The sequence below is a fragment of the Micromonospora sp. CA-269861 genome (assembly GCF_050948505.1).
Lineage (GTDB): Bacteria > Actinomycetota > Actinomycetes > Mycobacteriales > Micromonosporaceae > Micromonospora.
On sequence record NZ_CP192014.1, the window covers coordinates 3,496,028 to 3,512,053 of the forward strand.

Below are 16,026 nucleotides of genomic sequence, written 5' to 3' on the forward strand. Positions count from 1 at the left end.
ACCGCCGCCCACGCCCGCGCTGAGCTGGCTGTCCAGTCCAGCGGGAGCGGTGGAGCCGCCCACCGGCGTGACTAGGATTGGTCCCGTCATGCTGCTACGGGTGCTCGGGCCGCTTGAGGTCGAGGTCGACACAGGCGGGCCGGTCGACCTCGGCGGCCCCCGTCAACGCGCCGTGCTCGCGCTCCTGCTCGCGGCCCGTGGCGAGGTCGTCTCCGCCGGTCAGATGATCGAGGATCTGTGGCGGGGTGACGCGCCGCCACGGGCGATCGCCTCGCTCCAGGCGTACGTCTCGCATCTGCGCCGCCTGTTGGAGCCGGCCCGCGAGCGCCGGGCACCGGCCCGGGTCCTGATCACCGCGCCGCCGGGCTACGCGCTGCGGCTACCCGCCGACGCCGTCGACGCCGCCCGCTTCGAGACGCTGCTCGCCGAGGCGCGCGCGGTCGGTCCCGCCGATCCGGCCCGGGCACGTCACCTGCTGAGCGGTGGGCTCGATCTGTGGCGCGGTCGGGCGTACGCCGAATTCGCCGGTGAGCCGTGGGCGCAGCCCGAGGTGCTGCGGCTCGAGGAGCTGCGGCTCGGCGCCCGGGAGCTGCTGCTCGACGTGACAGTGCGCTGCGGCGACGCGGCCGAGGCGGTGCCGGAGGCGGAATTGTTGACCCGGCAGGCGCCGCTGCGGGAGGAGAGCTGGCGGCTGCTGGCGCTGGCGTTGTGGCGTACCGGTCGGCAGGGCGACGCGCTCGCCGCGCTGCGCCGGGCGCGGGCGACCCTGGCGGACCAGCTCGGACTGGACCCGGGCCCGGCGTTGGTCGAGGTGGAGTCCGCCATCCTGGGCCAGCGGCTCGACCTGCTGCCTCCGGTGGCGGCGACAGCGGTACGTGTCGAGCGACAGGCGTCCGAGGAGGTCTTCGTCGGCCGGGAGGCCGAGCTGGAGGCGCTCCGGCAGGCGGCCGCCGACGCGGGGGCGGGCGGGCCGCGCGTCGCCCTGCTCAGCGGTGAGGCCGGGGCCGGCAAGACGAGCCTGCTCACCCGGTTCCGGGAGGAGCTCACCACCCGTGGCTGGCTGGTCACCGTCGGCCGCTGCCCCGAGGTCGGGGTGCCCCGCCCGCCTGGGCCTGGGTCGAGGCGCTGCGCCAACTCGCCGAGCAGGTGGCCCCGGGCGACCTCGCGCCCGCGCTCGCTCCGCTGCTGGGCGGGGGCGACGGCGAGCCCGGTGGCGACGTCACCGCCGGCCGGTTCCGGCTGCACCGTGCCGTCGGCGCCTGGTTGGACGCCGCCGCGGCCCGCAGACCGGTCGCCGTGATCCTCGACGACCTGCACGCCGCCGACGCCGAGACGTTGCTGGTGTTGCAGAGCGTCACCGAGATGACCGCCGGCAGGGTCCTGTTCGTCGCGGCGCTGCGACCGGCCGACAACGCCGACCGGCTCGCCGACACGATGGCCGTCCTGGCCCGCCGGTCACCCCACCGGATCCCGTTGGGCGGTCTGAGCACGTCCGAGGTCGGACGGCTGCTCGGCGCGCTGGCCCGGACCGCAGTCGACCCGGACACGGTCGCCGCGTTGGCCGAGCGGACCGGCGGCAACCCGTTCTACGTCCGGGAGTCGGCGCGGCTGCTCGCCGCCGAGGGCACGCTCGTCGCCACCTCCGACGTGCCCGAGGGCGTACGCGACGTGCTGCGCCGGCGACTCTCCCGCCTGCCGTCGACGGCCGTCTCGGTGCTGCGCCTCACCGCGGCCGTCGGGCGGGAGGCCGAGGTGCGAACGCTCGTCGACGCCGCCGGCACCGACGAGGGCACCGTCCTGCGGGCGCTGGAGGCCGGGCTGACCGCCGGGCTGCTCACCGAACCGGCGCCCGGGCGGGTTCGGTTCGTACACGGCCTGGTCTGCGACACCATCTACACCGACCTGCCGCAGCTGCGTCGTACCCGCCTGCACGCCCGGATCGCCGCCGCCACCCGCCGGCTGCGGCCCGACGACTACCCGGCCCTGGCCCACCAGTACGCCCGCGCGGCGTCCGCCGACACCGCGCCGCTCGCCGTCGACTACGCCGTCCGGGCCGCCGAACTGGCCGAGCGGCGATACGCGTACGACGCCGCGATCGAGTTGCTCAGCAACGCGGTGGAGGCCGCCGCCACGGTCGCCGTGGACCGCGACGCGCTACGGGTCGACCTGCTCGGACGGCTGCTGCGCGCCCAGGCGCGGGCCGGTGCGGTGGCCGCCGCCCGGCAGACCCGCGCCCGGGCGATCGGCGTCGCAGCGGAGTCGGGCCGCGACGACCTGCTGGTCGCGGCGTTCACCGCGTGGACCGTCCCCACCCCGTGGCTGACCCATGAGTACGGCGTGGTGGATCACCGCGTCGTCGAGCTGCTCACCCGGCTGCTGCGCGCCGACGACCTGGACCCGGTCGCCCGCTGCCGGCTGCTCGACGCGCTGGCCACGGAGTTGGACGGCGAGTCCGACCCGCGAGGCGTGGCTGCCGGACGGGAGGCGCTGACCCTCTCGCGGACGCTGGACGACCCCGAGCTGCTCGCCCTCGGGCTTGCCGCGCGGATGCGCACCATGAGCTACGAACGGGAGGCGCCGGAGCGTCGGGAGTTCGCCCGCGAGCTGCGCGACCTCGCCGACGAGCACGGGCTGGTGACCTACCGCTCGGTCGCCGAGCAGGTGCTGGGCCATTCCGCTGCCGCGCTCAACGAGCCGGACGAACTGCGCCTCAGCGTCGCCCGGCAGGGGTGGCTGGCCGAGACGTACCAGCTGAACGAGGCGCACACGATCAACCTGTGCTCGCTGGGCGCCCTCGCGCACGTCGCCGGCGACTTCGCCGCCGCGCGGCGGCACTACGACCAGGTCGCCGTGCAGATGCGGCGGCAGGGTTCGCTGCACGCCGAGGCCTTCCACTACTTCTCCATCGGGACGCTGCTGATCAGTCAGGGACGGTTCGGCGAGCACCTGGAGGCGACCCGACGGATACGGGAGTCGTTGGGCCCGATCGTGGACGACCTGCTGGCACTGGCGCTGATCGAGAGCGGACGCGTGGACGAGGCGCGGGCCATGCCGATCGGGCGGCACACCTACCGCCCGGACTACTTCGAGTCGGCCCTGCTCACCGTACGCGGAATGGTCATCGTGGCGCTGGGTCGACGGGACCTGGCCCAGCCGGTGATCGATGCGCTGCTCCCGGTACGCGACCAACTGGCCGGTTTCTCCACCACCGCGGCCGTGGTGCGGCCTGTCGCGCTGACGCTCGGGGAGCTGTTCCGGCTGCTGGGCCGCACCGACGAGGCGACCCGGCACTTCACAGTCGCCGCGCGGGTGGCCCGCCGGTGGGAGTCGCCGCACTGGCTGGCCGAGGCGACGGCGGCCCTGGCCGACTGACCGTCACGGTTGGTGGCTTCCAAGCCGGTTCCAAGTGGCACCGAGCATGATCGACAGACCTGTGCCAGTTGATTCCTCGGAAGGTCACCGTGAACCAGAACCACCGCGAAGCCATGGCCGACGTGCGCGACATGTACATGGCGCACTCGGCGCTCCGTCGCGAGTTCAGCCTGCTACCGCAGCTCGTCCGCGACGTCACGCCGGGCGACGCCACGCGCGCGGAGGTCGTCGGCGCCCACGCCGACATGCTCTGCCACATCCTGCACCTGCACCACGAGGGCGAGGACCTGCTGCTGTGGCCCCGGCTGCTGGAGCGCGGCGGCGCGGAGGCCGCGGCGATCGTCCCCACCATGGAGGCGCAGCACCACGCCATCGAGGACGCCCACGCGGCGGTGGTCGCCCTCCTCCCCCAGTGGCGCCGCACCGGACGCGGCGGTGAGCAGCTCGCAGACGCCCTGGAGCAACTACGCGCCGCGCTGATCGAGCACATGGCCCTGGAGGAGAACGAGATCCTGCCGCTGGCGGAACGCTACGTCACCGCCCGGGAGTGGATGCAACTCGGCGAGCACGGGATGAGCAAGTCCCCGAAGAAGCAGTTGCCGCTGGCCTTCGGCCTGGCCATGTACGAGGGCGACCCGGAGGTGGTCAAGGCGGTGCTGGCGCACGCTCCGCTGCCGGCCCGGCTGCTCATGCCGATCATCGCGCCCCGGCTGTTCGCCAGCCACGCCAAGCGCGTGCACGGCACCGCCACGCCCCCGCGCATCGGCGCCAGCGCCCGCTGAACGAGGTCGCGCACCCGGAGGCAACGGTCAGGGGGTCATCGTTGCGGAGGGAGCGCGGCCGCGCCAGCCGGGCGATCAGCGAGCCGCCAGGAAGGCCAGCACGCGCGGCCAGGCCAGTGCGGTGGCGTCCGGGGAGTGCTCGGTCAAATCCGGATCGGTGAACAGATGGCCCACGCCCGGATAGCGGAAGACCGTCACTGCGGAACCGGCGTCGATCATGGCCTGCTGCCACTCGGCGACCTCGTCCGGCGCGTCGTACGGATCGGGGTCGGCGAGGTGCAACTGCACCGGCAACCCGGGTCGGACCGCGTCCGGGGCACCACCGGTGCCGTGCAGCAGGAGCAGACCGGCGGCGTCGGGGCGTTCGGCCAGCAGCGCCCCGGCCACACCGGCGCCCATCGAGAAGCCAGCGAGCACCGTCTCCGGTGGCAGGTCACGCAGCGCGGCCCGGGCCTGTTCCAGCACCACCTCGTGGCCGATCTTGTCGAGCAGCGCGAAGCCCTCCTCGACGGTGTCGGTGGCCGGGACGCCGTACAGGTCGGGGGTGCTGACCTGGTGCCCGGCCGCACGCAACCGGTCGGCGAAGGCGCGCACGGCGGGCCGCAGCCCGTACACGGAGTGGAACAGCACGACGTGTCGCATCCGGTCATCCTGCCGCAGCAGACCGGCCGTCCGGTGTGGCCACGCGGAGTGAAAGCATGATCATGGTCGAGTCATCGGGTCCAACCCGAATTACGTAAGTCCATCTGTTCGCGCTATGGCCGATTCAGGCGAGCCAGCGTCCGGTCAGTCCGCGACCACGAGTCCGTCCACAGCGGGCGCGCACCCGTCGAGCACCCAGGCACGTCGCGGTCGCCGGCCCGCTGGGACGGCATGGCTTTGCGGGGTGAGGGCTAGGCTCTTGGATCATGTCCGCCCCTGCGCTGCGTCCCTTGCTGTTTCTTGACGTGGACGGCGTCCTCATCCCGTTCGGCACCCCCGCGGCGGCTCAGCCGATCATGCCGCATGGCCACACCCAGGCACCGGCCCTACCGACCGACGCCAATCCCCTGCTTCACAAGATCGATCCAGAACACGGCCCCAGACTCGAGGCCCTGCCGTGCGATCTGGTGTGGGCGACGACCTGGATGAATGACGCGAACGACGTACTCGCGCCGCTGCTCGGGCTGCCGACCCTGCCTGTCGCAAACTGGCCCGACTCCGACGACGCTGGCGTCCTGCACTGGAAGACCCGTGGACTGGTCGAGTGGGCGCAGGGACGCCCCTTCGTCTGGGTCGACGACGAGATCTCCCACGCCGATCAGCAATGGGTATCGACTCATCACCACGCCCCGGCACTGCTCCACAGGGTCGACCCACGTCGCGGCCTGACCGAGCACGACTACACAGTCATCGAGAGCTGGCTCAGGCGGGCGCGGTAGGGCGAGCGTCATGCCGTCGCAGTCGACGGGCTGCCCAGCCGCTCGTTGCTGATGGTGGCGAACGGTGCGCCGGAGTGGCGACATCGGTAGCCGGCTGAGCTGCTCTACGGGGTCGGCACGTTCGGTGGCAGGTCGTCGTCGCATCCGGTCTGGGGTAGCCCGGCAGCAGCCGCGATGGCCTCGACGGCCTCGTTCAGTCCCGTGGTCTCGGGTAGGACGAGTTCGTCGGGCCAGCCCAGGACGTCATGGGCGGCGTACCAGCCGCTCATCTGCTCGGCGGTGAACTCACCGGCCTGCGGGCGCGTGAGGTGCCGGCGCAGGGTCTCGGCCAGGGACACGTCGAGGTAGCAGAACAGCGACCGACCGCGGTGACCGTCCCGTAGGGAGGTCAGCATGCTGCGGTAGCGGCTGCTGTGCATGATGCCCTCCAGCACGACGTGGTAGCCGTGGTCGAGGGCGAACCGGACGGTCTGCCCGATCAACGCCGGTGCCGCTCCGCCGGGCTTGTCCCGCTCGCGCAGCAGGATGCGGCGCAGGTAGTCCTGCTCGACCAGGGCGCAGCCACGGCCGTGCCGGCGTCGTAGTTCGCGGGCGATGCTGCTCTTGCCGGAGCCGGAGTTGCCCCGGACGCAGACGAGGATCGTGTCCGGGCTGCCGGTGGGTTCAGCGACCACGACGCCTCCTCGGTTTCAGTCGTTGCGGACGGCGAGGTCGAGGGCGGCGATGGTCAGCCGGGTGAGGTCAGGAACTTGGTCCTGCCGTCCGTTCGTGCTCGGCGACAAGGCTCACGTCCTTTGATCGTTGGTGCGCCCTGAGGGAACTCGGGAGTGGACGTCAGACCAGTCCCGCCAGCCGCCCGACCAGGTCGGTCGGTGGCGGCATCCCGGCGATCTCGCGGCTGACCTGCGCGGCGGCGGCACGTAGGCGCTCGTCGGTGAGCAACTGGGTCAGCGCCCGCGCGGTGATGTCCCGGGGGCGCATCGCCAGGCCGCCGCCCCTGCGGGCCACCAGCTCGGCGTTGTGCCGCCGGTCCCCCGGACCCGTGGTGGCCAGCTGGGGCAGACCGGCGGCGAGGGCGCCGAAGGCGCTGCCAGCCCCACCGTGGTGCACAAGCGCCGCGCTCGCCGGCAGGGCCTCGTCGAGCGGAATCCAGTCGACCACGCGGACGTTGTCGGGCAGCGCGCGGGCTGCCGTACGGCGGTCGGGCCGGACCAGCACGATCTCGGCGTCCACCTCGGCGGCGGCCGCGACCACGGCGGGCATCGGCCCCTGGTCGCCGGGGCCGGTCAGGGTGCTGCGGGTGACCAGGATCCGGGGCGCTCGCCCGGCTCGCGCAGCCAGACCGGCAGCTCACCGCCGCCGACGTAGGAGGTGTAGCGCATCGGCCAGCCGCCCTGGATGGCGACACTGGGCGGGGCCACGGCGAGGGCGGCGGCCGGCGCGGGCAGCTCGCTGAGGCCGTGCCGGCGCAGTGCGGGGCCGAGTCGGGCGACGGTGGCGCGGACCAGGTCCCGGCCGTCGAAGAGAGAGTTCTCCTGGCGTACGGCCGGCACGTCGAGCCGCGCGGCGGCCACCGCACCGGCCACCGCGAACGGTTCGTACAGCACCAGATCCGGCCGCCACTGGGTGGCCAGCTCGACCACCGGGTCGGTGAGCTGGTCGTTGAGCGCGCCGAACAGGAGGCCGGCTCCCCGGGTGCCGGCGGTGCCGGCCAGCTCGGCGCGGGCGATCAGCGGATGGCGGGGGAAGACCCGCATCGCGATCCGGCCGAAGTCGAAGCCCGGCGCGATGTCGTGCACCGGCAGACCAGCCTCGGTCGCGGCCAGTGCTCCGCCGCCGGTGGCCACCAGCACGTCGTGGCCGGCGTCGCGCAGGGCGACGGCGAGCGGCACCAACGGGAAGACGTGCCCGACCAGCGGAGCGGAGACCACCAGCACACGCATGGGCGAGATCCTATGTCGACGATGGCATCCGAGGTGGGGAGACCGGGTGCCGGCCCCGGGTCAGGCGGACGGCCGTTGGTCGACGATGCGGCGCATCTTGCCCATCGACCGTTCCACAGTGTCGGGGGCGAGGACGTCGACCGCCACGCTCACACCGATGGTGTTCTTCACCAGCTGAACCAGCGTGTCGCCGGCCCGCTCGGCGGCGTCCATCTCGACGCCGGCCCGCCGCTCCACCCGCACCGTCAGGGTGTCCAGCCGGCCGTGCCGATCGAGGACGCACTGGAAGTGCGGCGACAGCTGCGGGGTGCGCAGGATCAGCTCCTCGATCTGGGTGGGGAAGATGTTGACTCCACGCAGGATCATCATGTCGTCGGTCCGGCCGGTGATCTTCTCGATCCGGCGCATCGGTCGGGCGGTGCCGGGCAGCAGCCGGGTCAGGTCGCGGGTGCGGTAGCGCACGACCGGCATCGCCTCCTTGGTCAGCGAGGTCAACACCAGCTCACCCCGCTCGCCGTCGGGCAGCACGGCCCCGCTGACCGGGTCGATGATCTCCGGGTAGAAGTGGTCCTCCCAGAGGTGCAGCCCGTCCTTGGTCTCGACGCACTCGGTCGCCACGCCGGGGCCCATCACCTCGGAGAGCCCGTAGATGTCGACGGCGTGGATGTCCAGTTGCTGCTCGATCTCCCGGCGCATGTCCTCGGTCCACGGCTCCGCCCCGAAGATGCCCACCTGCAGTGAGGTGGCCCGCGGGTCGATGCCCTGGCGGCGCATCTCGTCGACGATGGCCAGCAGGTAGCTGGGCGTGACCATGATGACCTCGGGCTCGAAGTCGCGGATCAGCATGACCTGACGCTCGGTCATGCCCCCGGAGACCGGGATGACAGTGCAGCCCAGCTCCTCTGCCCCGTAGTGCGCGCCCAGACCGCCGGTGAAGAGCCCGTAGCCGTACGCGACGTGCACCCGGTCGCCGGGACGGCCGCCGGAGGCACGGATCGAGCGGGCCATCAGCCGGGCCCAGGTACGCAGGTCGTCGCGGGTGTAGCCGACCACTGTCGGACGGCCGGTGGTGCCGGAGGACGCGTGCAGGCGGGCCACCTGCTCCCGGGGCACGGCGAACATGCCGAACGGGTAGTTCTCCCGTAGCTCCGCCTTCCCGGTGAACGGGAAGCGGGCCAGGTCGTCGAGATCCCGGCAGTCGTCGGGGTGCACCCCGGCCGCGTCGAACGCCCGGCGGTAGTGCGGCACGTTGTCGTAGGCGTGCCGCAACGACCAGCGCAGTCGGTCGCGTTGCAGGGCACGCAGCTCGTCGATGCCGGCGCGCTCGATCGGCTCCAGCTCCTCTGGACGAGGGGTGCGGTCCTGCATCGGCTGCCTCCTTGGCGCGGCGGTCCCGGTGGGGCTGCCGGTACCGTACGCCCGCCGTCGCCGCGGCCGGCGGGGCGGTCAGCGGGCAGCCGGCAGCCGGTGCAGGGCGTCGACGAGTGGCGCCAGCTCGGGGGTGGCCTCCGCCTCGGCGAGCGCGTCGGTGAGCACCCGGTCGTGGGTCGGTCGGGTCTGGGCGAGCAGCTCGGAGCCGGCCGGGGTCAGCTCGGTGTAGATGCCGCGCCGGTCGTCGGCGCAGAGGATGCGGGTGAGCAGCCCCCGCTGCTCCAGGCGGGTGACCAGCCGGGTGGTGGCGCTGCCGGAGAGCGCGGCGGCGCGGGCGAGCTGGCTCATCCGCATGTGCCAGCCGTCCTGACGGGAGAGCGCGTCGAGCACCGTGTATTCGACGACGGAGAGGTCGTGGCCGGCCTGCAGGGCCCGCTCCAGGGATGTCTCGATCAGCCCGTGCAGGGCGGCGAGGGTGCGCCAGCCCTGCGCGCGGATCTCGACCGCGTCGTCGGCGATGCCCATGCCGGCCTCCTCGGTGTGATCTGAACGGACCTCAGGCTACCACGCTTGCGCCGATATCAAGCGCGTGCAAGTATTTCGTTGCTGGCGCGTGTAGTTGCATGCGCCGCATATCAGCCCCCTCCCGATGGGAAGACCATGTCCGTACGCCCAAAGTCCCTGCCGCCCGGCCTGATCGCGCTGGCCATCGGCGCCTTCGGCATCGGGCTCACCGAGTTCGTGATCATGGGGCTGCTGCCCGAGGTGGCCGCCGACTTCGCGGTCACCGAGCCGGTGGCCGGCTGGTTGATCTCCGGCTACGCGCTCAGCGTGGCCGTCGGCGGGGTCCTCCTCACCGCTGCGGTCACCCGACTGCCGCGCAAACCGGTGCTGCTCGGCCTGATGGTGCTCTTCATCATCGGCAACCTGCTCTCCGCCGTCGCCGACGACTACGCCGTGATGATGGCGGGCCGGATCATCGCCGCGCTCTGCCACGGCGCGTTCTTCGGCATCGGCGCCGTGGTAGCCGCCGGCCTGGTGGCACCGGCCCGCCGGGCGGGCGCCATCGCCATGATGTTCGCCGGCCTGACCATCGCGAACGTGCTCGGCGTGCCCTTCGGCACCTTCCTCGGGCAGCACTTCGGCTGGCGGTCGACGTTCTGGGCGATCACCGCCATCGGGGTGGTGGCCCTGGCCGGGCTGGCCCTGCTCATCCCGGCCGGCGACACCGCCGACGCCGACCGCCCGGCCGGCGGGCTGCGCGGCGAGTTGCGGGCCTTCACCCACGCCCAGGTCTGGCTCTCCCTGGTGATCACCGTCCTGGGCTTCGGCGGAATGTTCGGCGCGTTCACCTACATCGCCTACACACTCACCGAGGTCAGCGGCTTCGCCACCAGCACCGTGCCGTGGCTGCTCGTCCTCTTCGGAGTGGGCCTCTTCGCGGGCAACCTGCTCGGCGGCCGGGCGGCGGACAGGTCACTGTCGCGCACCCTGGTCACCGTCCTGGCGGCGCTCACAGTGGTGCTCGTCGGCTTCGCGCTGACCGCCACGAGCCCGGTGTTGACCATCGTCGCGCTGGTGCTGATGGGCGGGTTCGGCTTCGCCACAGTGCCGCCGTTGCAGATGCGCATCATGCGGTACGCCCACCAGGCGCCGACGCTGGCGTCCGGGGCGAACATCGCCGCGTTCAACCTCGGCAACGCGTTGGGCGCCTGGATCGGCGGTGTGACCATCGCCGCCGGCCTCGGCTACACCTCGCCGATCTGGGCCGGCGCCGCGCTCACCCTGGCCGGCCTGGGCGTGCTCCTCGGCGCGCTGCGGCTGGCCCGTCGCGACGAGCCGACCCGGGCCGACGCGAGCCTGGTGGACACCACGGCCTGACCCCGCCGGGAGAAGGACGCCGGGCCGGGCTGATGCCCGACCCGGCGTTCCTCTGATCATCGCCCTGCCATCTTCTCGCAATTGCAAAAGATGTGCAACAAGGTCTGGACAACGCGCTCGGTCCGTAACTAGCCTGATCGCCATGAGTCCTTACATCGCGGATCCCTGGGCCTGGCAGGAGAGCTGGGACCGTCAGCAGGAGGCCTACCTCCCGGACCGGGAACACCGGTTCACCGCCATGCTCGACGCCGTCGACGCGGTCCTCGACGGCCGACCACCGCGCGTGCTCGACCTGGCCGGCGGCACCGGCACCATCTCGCTGCGGACGCTCGCGCGCTTCCCCACCGCGGAGACGACACTTGTCGACCTCGACCCGGCACTACTCGCCATCGCCGACGCCTCGCTGGCCGACCGGGCCACCATCATCACGGCCGACCTCGGCACCCCCGAGTGGCGCTCCGCGCTCCCCCACCAGGAGTACGACGCCGTGCTCACCGCCACCGCCCTGCACTGGCTGCCGGCCGACCGGCTCGGGCAGCTCTACGCCGAGCTGCGCGACGTGCTGCGACCGGGCGGCGTCTTCGTCAACGCCGACCACATGCCGGACGACACCCTGCCCGAGCTGACCAAGCGGCTGATGGAGAGGGCCCGGGACCGGCGCAACGCCCGGTACGCCTCCGGCTCGGTGCTGTCCTGGTCGGACTGGTGGGCACGTGCCGGCGCCGATCCGGCTCTCGCCCGCTTGTCGCCCAGCGGCACGCGATCTACCCGACCGGACACAGCCCGGAGTGGAACCCGCCGGTCTCCTGGCACCTGGCCGCGCTCACCGCCGCCGGCTTCAGCGAGGTCGGCACGGTCTGGCGAGGCGGCTCGGACGCCGCCGTCGCGGCAGTTCGCTGACGCCGCTGTCGCTGGCGGCACGGTAGCGCCGCTGCCGCCGGCACTACGCTGAGGAGCCGTGCCAGAGCCGTTCGAGCCGCGTACCGACCCCGACGTCGACATCCGCGTCCCCGCCGACCGCCGCGAGCTGACCGCACGCCCCGCGGCGATCCTCGCCACCATCGCGGCCGGCGGGGTGCTCGGCGCGCTGGCCAGAGCCGGCCTGCAACATGCCGTTCCACACCCACCGACCGGCTTCCCGTGGGCCACGTTCACCATCAACACGTCCGGCTGCCTGCTGATCGGCGTGCTGATGGCGGTGCTCGGGCACCTCGACGGGGGGCACCCGCTGGCGCGTCCGTTCCTCGGGGTCGGGGTGCTCGGCGGCTTCACCACCTTCTCCACCTACGCTGTCGACGTCCAGCAGGCGATCGTCGCGGGCGCGCCGGGCACCGCGCTGGCGTATCTCGCCGCGACGGTGCTCGGGGCGCTCGTCGCGGTCGGGGTGGGCGACGCCGTCACCGCCGGGTTGCTGCGCCGGGGGGCCCGATGACCGCCCTGCTCATCGCCCTGGGCGCGGCCGTCGGCGCGCCGCTGCGCTACCTCACCGATCGGGCCGTGCAGTCCCGGTACGGCTCGGCGTTCCCCTGGGGCACACTGCTCGTCAACGTGGCCGGGTCGCTGCTGCTCGGCGTCCTGGTCGGGTGGCCGGTCGGCCCGGCGGTCAGCGCGCTGCTCGGCACCGGGTTCTGCGGGGCGCTGACCACCTACTCCACGTTCAGCTACGAGACGCTGCGGCTGGCGCAGGGGGGTCACCGGCTTCTCGCGCTGGCCAATGTGCTGGGCAGCGTCGCCGCCGGGCTCGCAGCGGCCACCGCCGGCTACGCCCTGGCCCGCGCTCTGACCGGCTGACCGCGCACCAGCCGCGCCGCACTTCCATCGACACCAACGCCTGGACCAGGCGCGGATCAGCAACACACCGAGGGTATATACGCGAGGTATACCCTCGGTGTATTCTGCTGGCATGAGCGTGCCACTCACTCTTCTCGGCCTCCTCGAACGGGAGCCCAGCCACGGTTACGACCTGAAGCGCGACTACGACGCCTTCTTCGGCCGCGGCAAGCCACTGCCGTTCGGCCAGGTCTACTCCACCCTCAGCCGACTGGCCCGCGACGGCAAGGTGGTGATCAGCGACGTCGCCCCCGGCTCCGGCCCGGACCGCAAGCGCTACGTCATCACCGACGTCGGCGCGACCGAGGTCGAGCAGTGGCTGACCCAGCCGGTCGACCCGGAGCCGCACCTGCAGACGGTGCTCTTCGCCAAGGTCGTGCTCGCCCTGATGCTGGACCGGCCGGCGGCCGAATACCTCGACACCCAGCGCAGCGCGCACCTGCAGCGGATGCGTGAGCTCACCGAGATCAAGCGCGCCGGCGGCCTGGTCGACGCTCTGCTCGCCGACCACGGCCTTTACCACCTGGAGGCGGACCTCCGATGGATCGAGATGACCGGCGCCCGACTGGACGCCCTGCGGAAAGAGGTGCGGCCGTGAGCGCCGTGATCGAAGCGCGCGACGTGGAGTTCTCCTTCGGCCAGACCCCCGCCCTGCGCGGTGCCAGCGTCGCCGTGGAGGCGGGCGAGATCCTCGCCGTCATGGGCCCCAGCGGCTCGGGCAAGTCCACCCTGCTGCACTGCCTGGCCGGCATCCTGGTGCCCGACTCCGGCGAGATCCTCTTCGACGGGGCCCGCGTGCACGCCATGGCCGAGACCGAGCGCAGCAGCCTACGCCGGGACCGGTTCGGTTTCGTGTTCCAGTTCGGTCAGCTCGTCCCCGAGCTCACCGCAGTGGAGAACGTCGCGCTGCCGCTGCTGCTCAGCGGCGTGGGCCGAAAGCAGGCGCTGCCGAAGGCGTACGCCTGGTTCGCGCGCCTCGGCCTGGACGGCCTGGAGCAGCGGCGTTCGGGTGAGCTCTCCGGCGGGCAGGCGCAACGGGTCGCCCTGGCTAGGGGCCTGGTCGCCGAGCCGCAGGTGCTCTTCGCCGACGAGCCGACCGGCGCGCTCGACTCGCTCACCGGCGAACAGGTCATGGACCTGCTGGTCGGCGCCGCCCGCGAGCAGGGCACCACTGTCATCCTGGTCACCCACGAACCGAGGATCGCGGCGTACGCGGACCGCGAGGTCATGGTCCGCGACGGGCGCGTGAACGCGCCGGACCGGATCGCCTCATGATCCGCTTCGGGCTCCGCCTCGCCCTGGCCGGCGGCCGTGAGGCGCTCACCCGCCTGGTCGTCATCGCCGCCGCCGTCGCGATCGGCAGCGGGCTGCTGCTGACCACCCTCGCCGGGGTCAACGCGGTCAACGCCCAGCTCACCCGGTACGCGTCGATGTATCCCAACGCCTCGGCCAGCGACGCCGACCCGCTGTGGTGGTCGAACCGGGAGGACTACTTCCACGGCAAGCAGATCATCCGGATCGACGTCGCCGCGACCGGCTCGACCGCTCCCACCCCGGTCGGTATCCCGAGCACCCCCGGCCCCGGCGAGTACTACGCCTCGCCCGCGTTCCGCGAACTGCTGGCCGCCCACCCGGCCGACCAACTGGGCGACCGCTACCCGGGACGTGACCTCGGCACCGTTGGTCCGGCCGCGCTGACCTCACCGGACACCCTGCTCGTCATCGCGGGCGGCACCACCGACCAGGTCGCGAAACTGCCCAACGCGCAGCAGATCACCAGCGTCGGTGACACCCCGGCCCTCCCCGAGGCCACGATGAACCTCATCCTCGGCGTGGTCGCCGGCGGGTTGCTGTTCCCAGTGCTGATCTTCATCGGCACCGCCACCCGACTCAGCGCCGCCCGCCGGGAGCAACGCTTCGCCGCGATGCGCCTGGTCGGCGCGACACCCCGACAGATCTCGCTGGTCGCCGGGGTGGAGGCGGCCGCCGCCGCCGTCGCCGGCACCGCCGTCGGCTTCGGGCTGTTCTACGCCTTCCGCGACCCACTCGCGGGCATCCCGTTCACCGGCATGCCGTTCTTCCCCAGTGACATGTCGCTGGGTCTACTCGACATCCTGCTGGTGGCGCTCGGCGTCCCGGCCGGCGCGGCGCTGGCGGCCCAGGTTTCGCTGCGCCGCGTACGGATCTCGCCGCTGGGCGTCACCCGGCGGGTCACCCCCCGCGCGCCGCGGGCGTACCGGCTGATTCCGATGGCACTCGGCGTCGCCGTGCTGGTGTCCGCCATCGGCTACCGGCCCGAGACGTCCGACGGCCAGGCCGCGGTGTTCCTGCCCGGCCTGCTGCTCATCATGGCCGGCCTGGTCTTCGCCGGCCCGTGGCTGACGATGGTCGGCGCGCGGGTGATGGCCCGGTACGCCAACCGTCCGGCCACGCTCATCGCCGCGCGACGCCTCGCCGACAACCCGAAGGCCGGCTTCCGAGCGATCAGCGGCATCATGCTCGCGCTCTTCGTGACGAGCGTGGCCGTCGGCGTCATCACCACGATCGTCGCCAACCGCGGTCCGGCGGCCACCGGCTCGACCGACGCGGGCACGGTCACCACCGTCTTCGACGAGAAGGCGTCGTCGGTGCCCGACACGCTCTTCGCCGAGCTGCACGCGATCACCGGCGTACGGTCCGCGACCGCCATCCGGGAGAACCCGGGCATGATGGCCGGCGGTGAGGTCGGGGTGATCGCGTGCACAGACCTCCCGGGCGCGTACGGCCGGTGCGCCGACGGCGCGAGCGTCATCGAGGTGCCGTTGGGCCTCAGCCGTTGGCAGGAGTCGGCGTCGTCCGCGACGCTCTGGCCCGCCGCACCGCTCACCCTCGACGAACTCCAGCGGCTACCGGTGGTGTCGATGGTCGTCGGCACGGACGGCTCCGCCGCCGCCATCGAGCGCACCCGCACCGTGCTGGAGGTCGCCTACCCGACCTTCTGGGTGGGCCCGAACGTGCCCGGCGACTTCGAGTCGGACTTCGCCGACACGCTGCGCGGCTGGGAGCAACTGGCAAACGTCATCATCGTGGCCAGTCTCGCCCTCGGCGGGTGCAGCCTCGCGGTCAGCGTCATCGGTGGTCTCACCGAACGCCGACGGCCGTTCAGCCTGCTGCGGCTCAGCGGCGCTCCGGTGCGGGTCCTGCGTCGGGTGGTGGCGCTGGAGAGCGCCGTACCGATGATCGCCGTCGCCGCCGTCGCCATCGGCATGGGCCTCCTCGCCGCCCACCTGTTCCTGCGGGCGCAGATGGACTACAGGCTCGTCGCGCCGGAGCCACGCTTCTACGTGATCGTCGTCGTCGGGTTGGTGGCCTGCCTCGGCGTCATCGCCTCCACCCTGCCGCTGCTGGAACGCATCACCGGGCCGGAGACCGCCCGCAGCGAGTAGT

The 16,026-nt window shown here is 72.7% G+C and carries 16 protein-coding genes; 10 read left to right on the forward strand and 6 right to left on the reverse strand.

Annotated elements, in window-relative coordinates; all coding sequences use genetic code 11:
• The first annotated feature begins 88 nt into the window (after positions 1 to 88).
• Together ACQP0U_RS16265 and ACQP0U_RS16270 are read left to right on the forward strand one after the other, a co-directional pair.
• Positions 89 to 1,300: a BTAD domain-containing putative transcriptional regulator gene (locus ACQP0U_RS16265; protein ID WP_433320439.1), complete on the forward strand. Its 1,212-nt coding sequence runs from the start codon at positions 89 to 91 to the stop codon at positions 1,298 to 1,300.
• A gap of 2,161 nt (positions 1,301 to 3,461) precedes the next feature.
• Positions 3,462 to 4,154, forward strand: a complete 693-nt coding sequence (locus ACQP0U_RS16270) for a hemerythrin domain-containing protein (protein ID WP_433320442.1) — start codon at positions 3,462 to 3,464, stop codon at positions 4,152 to 4,154.
• A gap of 75 nt (positions 4,155 to 4,229) precedes the next feature.
• Here the strand turns inward: ACQP0U_RS16270 and ACQP0U_RS16275 are convergent, their stop codons facing one another.
• Positions 4,230 to 4,796 carry a dienelactone hydrolase family protein gene (locus ACQP0U_RS16275; protein ID WP_433320445.1) on the reverse strand — a complete coding sequence of 189 codons (567 nt, stop codon included), beginning with the start codon at positions 4,794 to 4,796 and terminating at the stop codon, positions 4,230 to 4,232.
• 266 nt (positions 4,797 to 5,062) lie between these two features.
• Between ACQP0U_RS16275 and ACQP0U_RS16280 the strand changes: the two genes are divergently transcribed.
• On the forward strand, positions 5,063 to 5,575 hold the full coding sequence (locus tag ACQP0U_RS16280; RefSeq protein ID WP_433320448.1) for an HAD domain-containing protein: 513 nt from the start codon (positions 5,063 to 5,065) through the stop codon (positions 5,573 to 5,575).
• Between the two features lie 104 nt (positions 5,576 to 5,679).
• Here the strand turns inward: ACQP0U_RS16280 and ACQP0U_RS16285 are convergent, their stop codons facing one another.
• The 5 genes from ACQP0U_RS16285 to ACQP0U_RS16305 all read right to left on the reverse strand — a co-directional run bounded on the left by ACQP0U_RS16285 (position 5,680) and on the right by ACQP0U_RS16305 (position 9,414).
• Positions 5,680 to 6,249 carry a kinase gene (locus tag ACQP0U_RS16285; RefSeq protein ID WP_433320451.1) on the reverse strand — a complete coding sequence of 190 codons (570 nt, stop codon included), beginning with the start codon at positions 6,247 to 6,249 and terminating at the stop codon, positions 5,680 to 5,682.
• Positions 6,250 to 6,409: 160 nt separating this feature from the next.
• The gene (locus ACQP0U_RS16290; RefSeq protein ID WP_433320454.1) at positions 6,410 to 6,838 is read right to left on the reverse strand and encodes a glycosyltransferase; all 429 of its coding nucleotides are present in this window, start codon (positions 6,836 to 6,838) and stop codon (positions 6,410 to 6,412) included.
• Between the two features lie 23 nt (positions 6,839 to 6,861).
• Entirely contained in the window at positions 6,862 to 7,518 is a 657-nt protein-coding gene (locus ACQP0U_RS16295) for a hypothetical protein (protein WP_433320457.1), read from the reverse strand.
• A gap of 60 nt (positions 7,519 to 7,578) precedes the next feature.
• Complete coding sequence (gene paaK, locus ACQP0U_RS16300; RefSeq protein ID WP_433320460.1) at positions 7,579 to 8,886, reverse strand: phenylacetate--CoA ligase PaaK; 1,308 nt, start codon at positions 8,884 to 8,886, stop codon at positions 7,579 to 7,581.
• Between the two features lie 78 nt (positions 8,887 to 8,964).
• Positions 8,965 to 9,414, reverse strand: coding sequence for a MarR family winged helix-turn-helix transcriptional regulator (locus ACQP0U_RS16305; protein WP_238660760.1), 450 nt, complete (start codon positions 9,412 to 9,414; stop codon positions 8,965 to 8,967).
• 135 nt (positions 9,415 to 9,549) lie between these two features.
• Here ACQP0U_RS16305 and ACQP0U_RS16310 point away from each other — a divergent pair, with 135 nt between their 5' ends.
• The 7 genes from ACQP0U_RS16310 (at position 9,550) to ACQP0U_RS16340 (ending at position 16,025) form a co-directional block, all read left to right on the forward strand.
• The gene (locus ACQP0U_RS16310; RefSeq protein ID WP_433320463.1) at positions 9,550 to 10,770 is read left to right on the forward strand and encodes an MFS transporter; all 1,221 of its coding nucleotides are present in this window, start codon (positions 9,550 to 9,552) and stop codon (positions 10,768 to 10,770) included.
• Positions 10,771 to 10,912: 142 nt separating this feature from the next.
• Positions 10,913 to 11,722, forward strand: coding sequence for a class I SAM-dependent methyltransferase (locus tag ACQP0U_RS16315; protein WP_433320466.1), 810 nt, complete (start codon positions 10,913 to 10,915; stop codon positions 11,720 to 11,722).
• Between the two features lie 6 nt (positions 11,723 to 11,728).
• Positions 11,729 to 12,202 (forward strand): fluoride efflux transporter FluC, encoded by a 474-nt coding sequence (locus ACQP0U_RS16320; protein ID WP_433320469.1) that lies wholly within the window; start codon positions 11,729 to 11,731, stop codon positions 12,200 to 12,202.
• Complete coding sequence (gene crcB / locus ACQP0U_RS16325) at positions 12,199 to 12,561, forward strand: fluoride efflux transporter CrcB (protein WP_433320472.1); 363 nt, start codon at positions 12,199 to 12,201, stop codon at positions 12,559 to 12,561. Before ACQP0U_RS16320 ends, crcB begins: the two co-directional genes overlap by 4 nt.
• A 112-nt stretch (positions 12,562 to 12,673) precedes the next feature.
• On the forward strand, positions 12,674 to 13,198 hold the full coding sequence (locus ACQP0U_RS16330) for a PadR family transcriptional regulator (RefSeq protein ID WP_433320475.1): 525 nt from the start codon (positions 12,674 to 12,676) through the stop codon (positions 13,196 to 13,198).
• Positions 13,195 to 13,875, forward strand: a complete 681-nt coding sequence (locus ACQP0U_RS16335; protein WP_433320478.1) for an ABC transporter ATP-binding protein — start codon at positions 13,195 to 13,197, stop codon at positions 13,873 to 13,875. Before ACQP0U_RS16330 ends, ACQP0U_RS16335 begins: the two co-directional genes overlap by 4 nt.
• Positions 13,872 to 16,025 carry an FtsX-like permease family protein gene (locus ACQP0U_RS16340; RefSeq protein WP_433320481.1) on the forward strand — a complete coding sequence of 718 codons (2,154 nt, stop codon included), beginning with the start codon at positions 13,872 to 13,874 and terminating at the stop codon, positions 16,023 to 16,025. Before ACQP0U_RS16335 ends, ACQP0U_RS16340 begins: the two co-directional genes overlap by 4 nt.
• Position 16,026: the final 1 nt, after the last annotated feature.

Bases quoted from the DNA above. Each gene is read 5' to 3' on its own strand.
- ACQP0U_RS16265 (WP_433320439.1), top strand. From the start codon at position 89: ATGCTGCTACGGGTGCTCGGGCCGCTTGAGGTCGAGGTCGACACAGGC.
- ACQP0U_RS16275 (WP_433320445.1), bottom strand. From the start codon at position 4,796: ATGCGACACGTCGTGCTGTTCCACTCCGTGTACGGGCTGCGGCCCGCC.
- ACQP0U_RS16280 (WP_433320448.1), top strand. From the start codon at position 5,063: ATGTCCGCCCCTGCGCTGCGTCCCTTGCTGTTTCTTGACGTGGACGGC.
- ACQP0U_RS16290 (WP_433320454.1), bottom strand. From the start codon at position 6,838: ATGCCCGCCGTGGTCGCGGCCGCCGCCGAGGTGGACGCCGAGATCGTG.
- ACQP0U_RS16295 (WP_433320457.1), bottom strand. From the start codon at position 7,518: ATGCGTGTGCTGGTGGTCTCCGCTCCGCTGGTCGGGCACGTCTTCCCG.
- paaK (WP_433320460.1), bottom strand. From the start codon at position 8,886: ATGCAGGACCGCACCCCTCGTCCAGAGGAGCTGGAGCCGATCGAGCGC.
- ACQP0U_RS16305 (WP_238660760.1), bottom strand. From the start codon at position 9,414: ATGGGCATCGCCGACGACGCGGTCGAGATCCGCGCGCAGGGCTGGCGC.
- ACQP0U_RS16310 (WP_433320463.1), top strand. From the start codon at position 9,550: ATGTCCGTACGCCCAAAGTCCCTGCCGCCCGGCCTGATCGCGCTGGCC.
- ACQP0U_RS16315 (WP_433320466.1), top strand. From the start codon at position 10,913: ATGAGTCCTTACATCGCGGATCCCTGGGCCTGGCAGGAGAGCTGGGAC.
- crcB (WP_433320472.1), top strand. From the start codon at position 12,199: ATGACCGCCCTGCTCATCGCCCTGGGCGCGGCCGTCGGCGCGCCGCTG.
- ACQP0U_RS16330 (WP_433320475.1), top strand. From the start codon at position 12,674: ATGAGCGTGCCACTCACTCTTCTCGGCCTCCTCGAACGGGAGCCCAGC.
- ACQP0U_RS16340 (WP_433320481.1), top strand. From the start codon at position 13,872: ATGATCCGCTTCGGGCTCCGCCTCGCCCTGGCCGGCGGCCGTGAGGCG.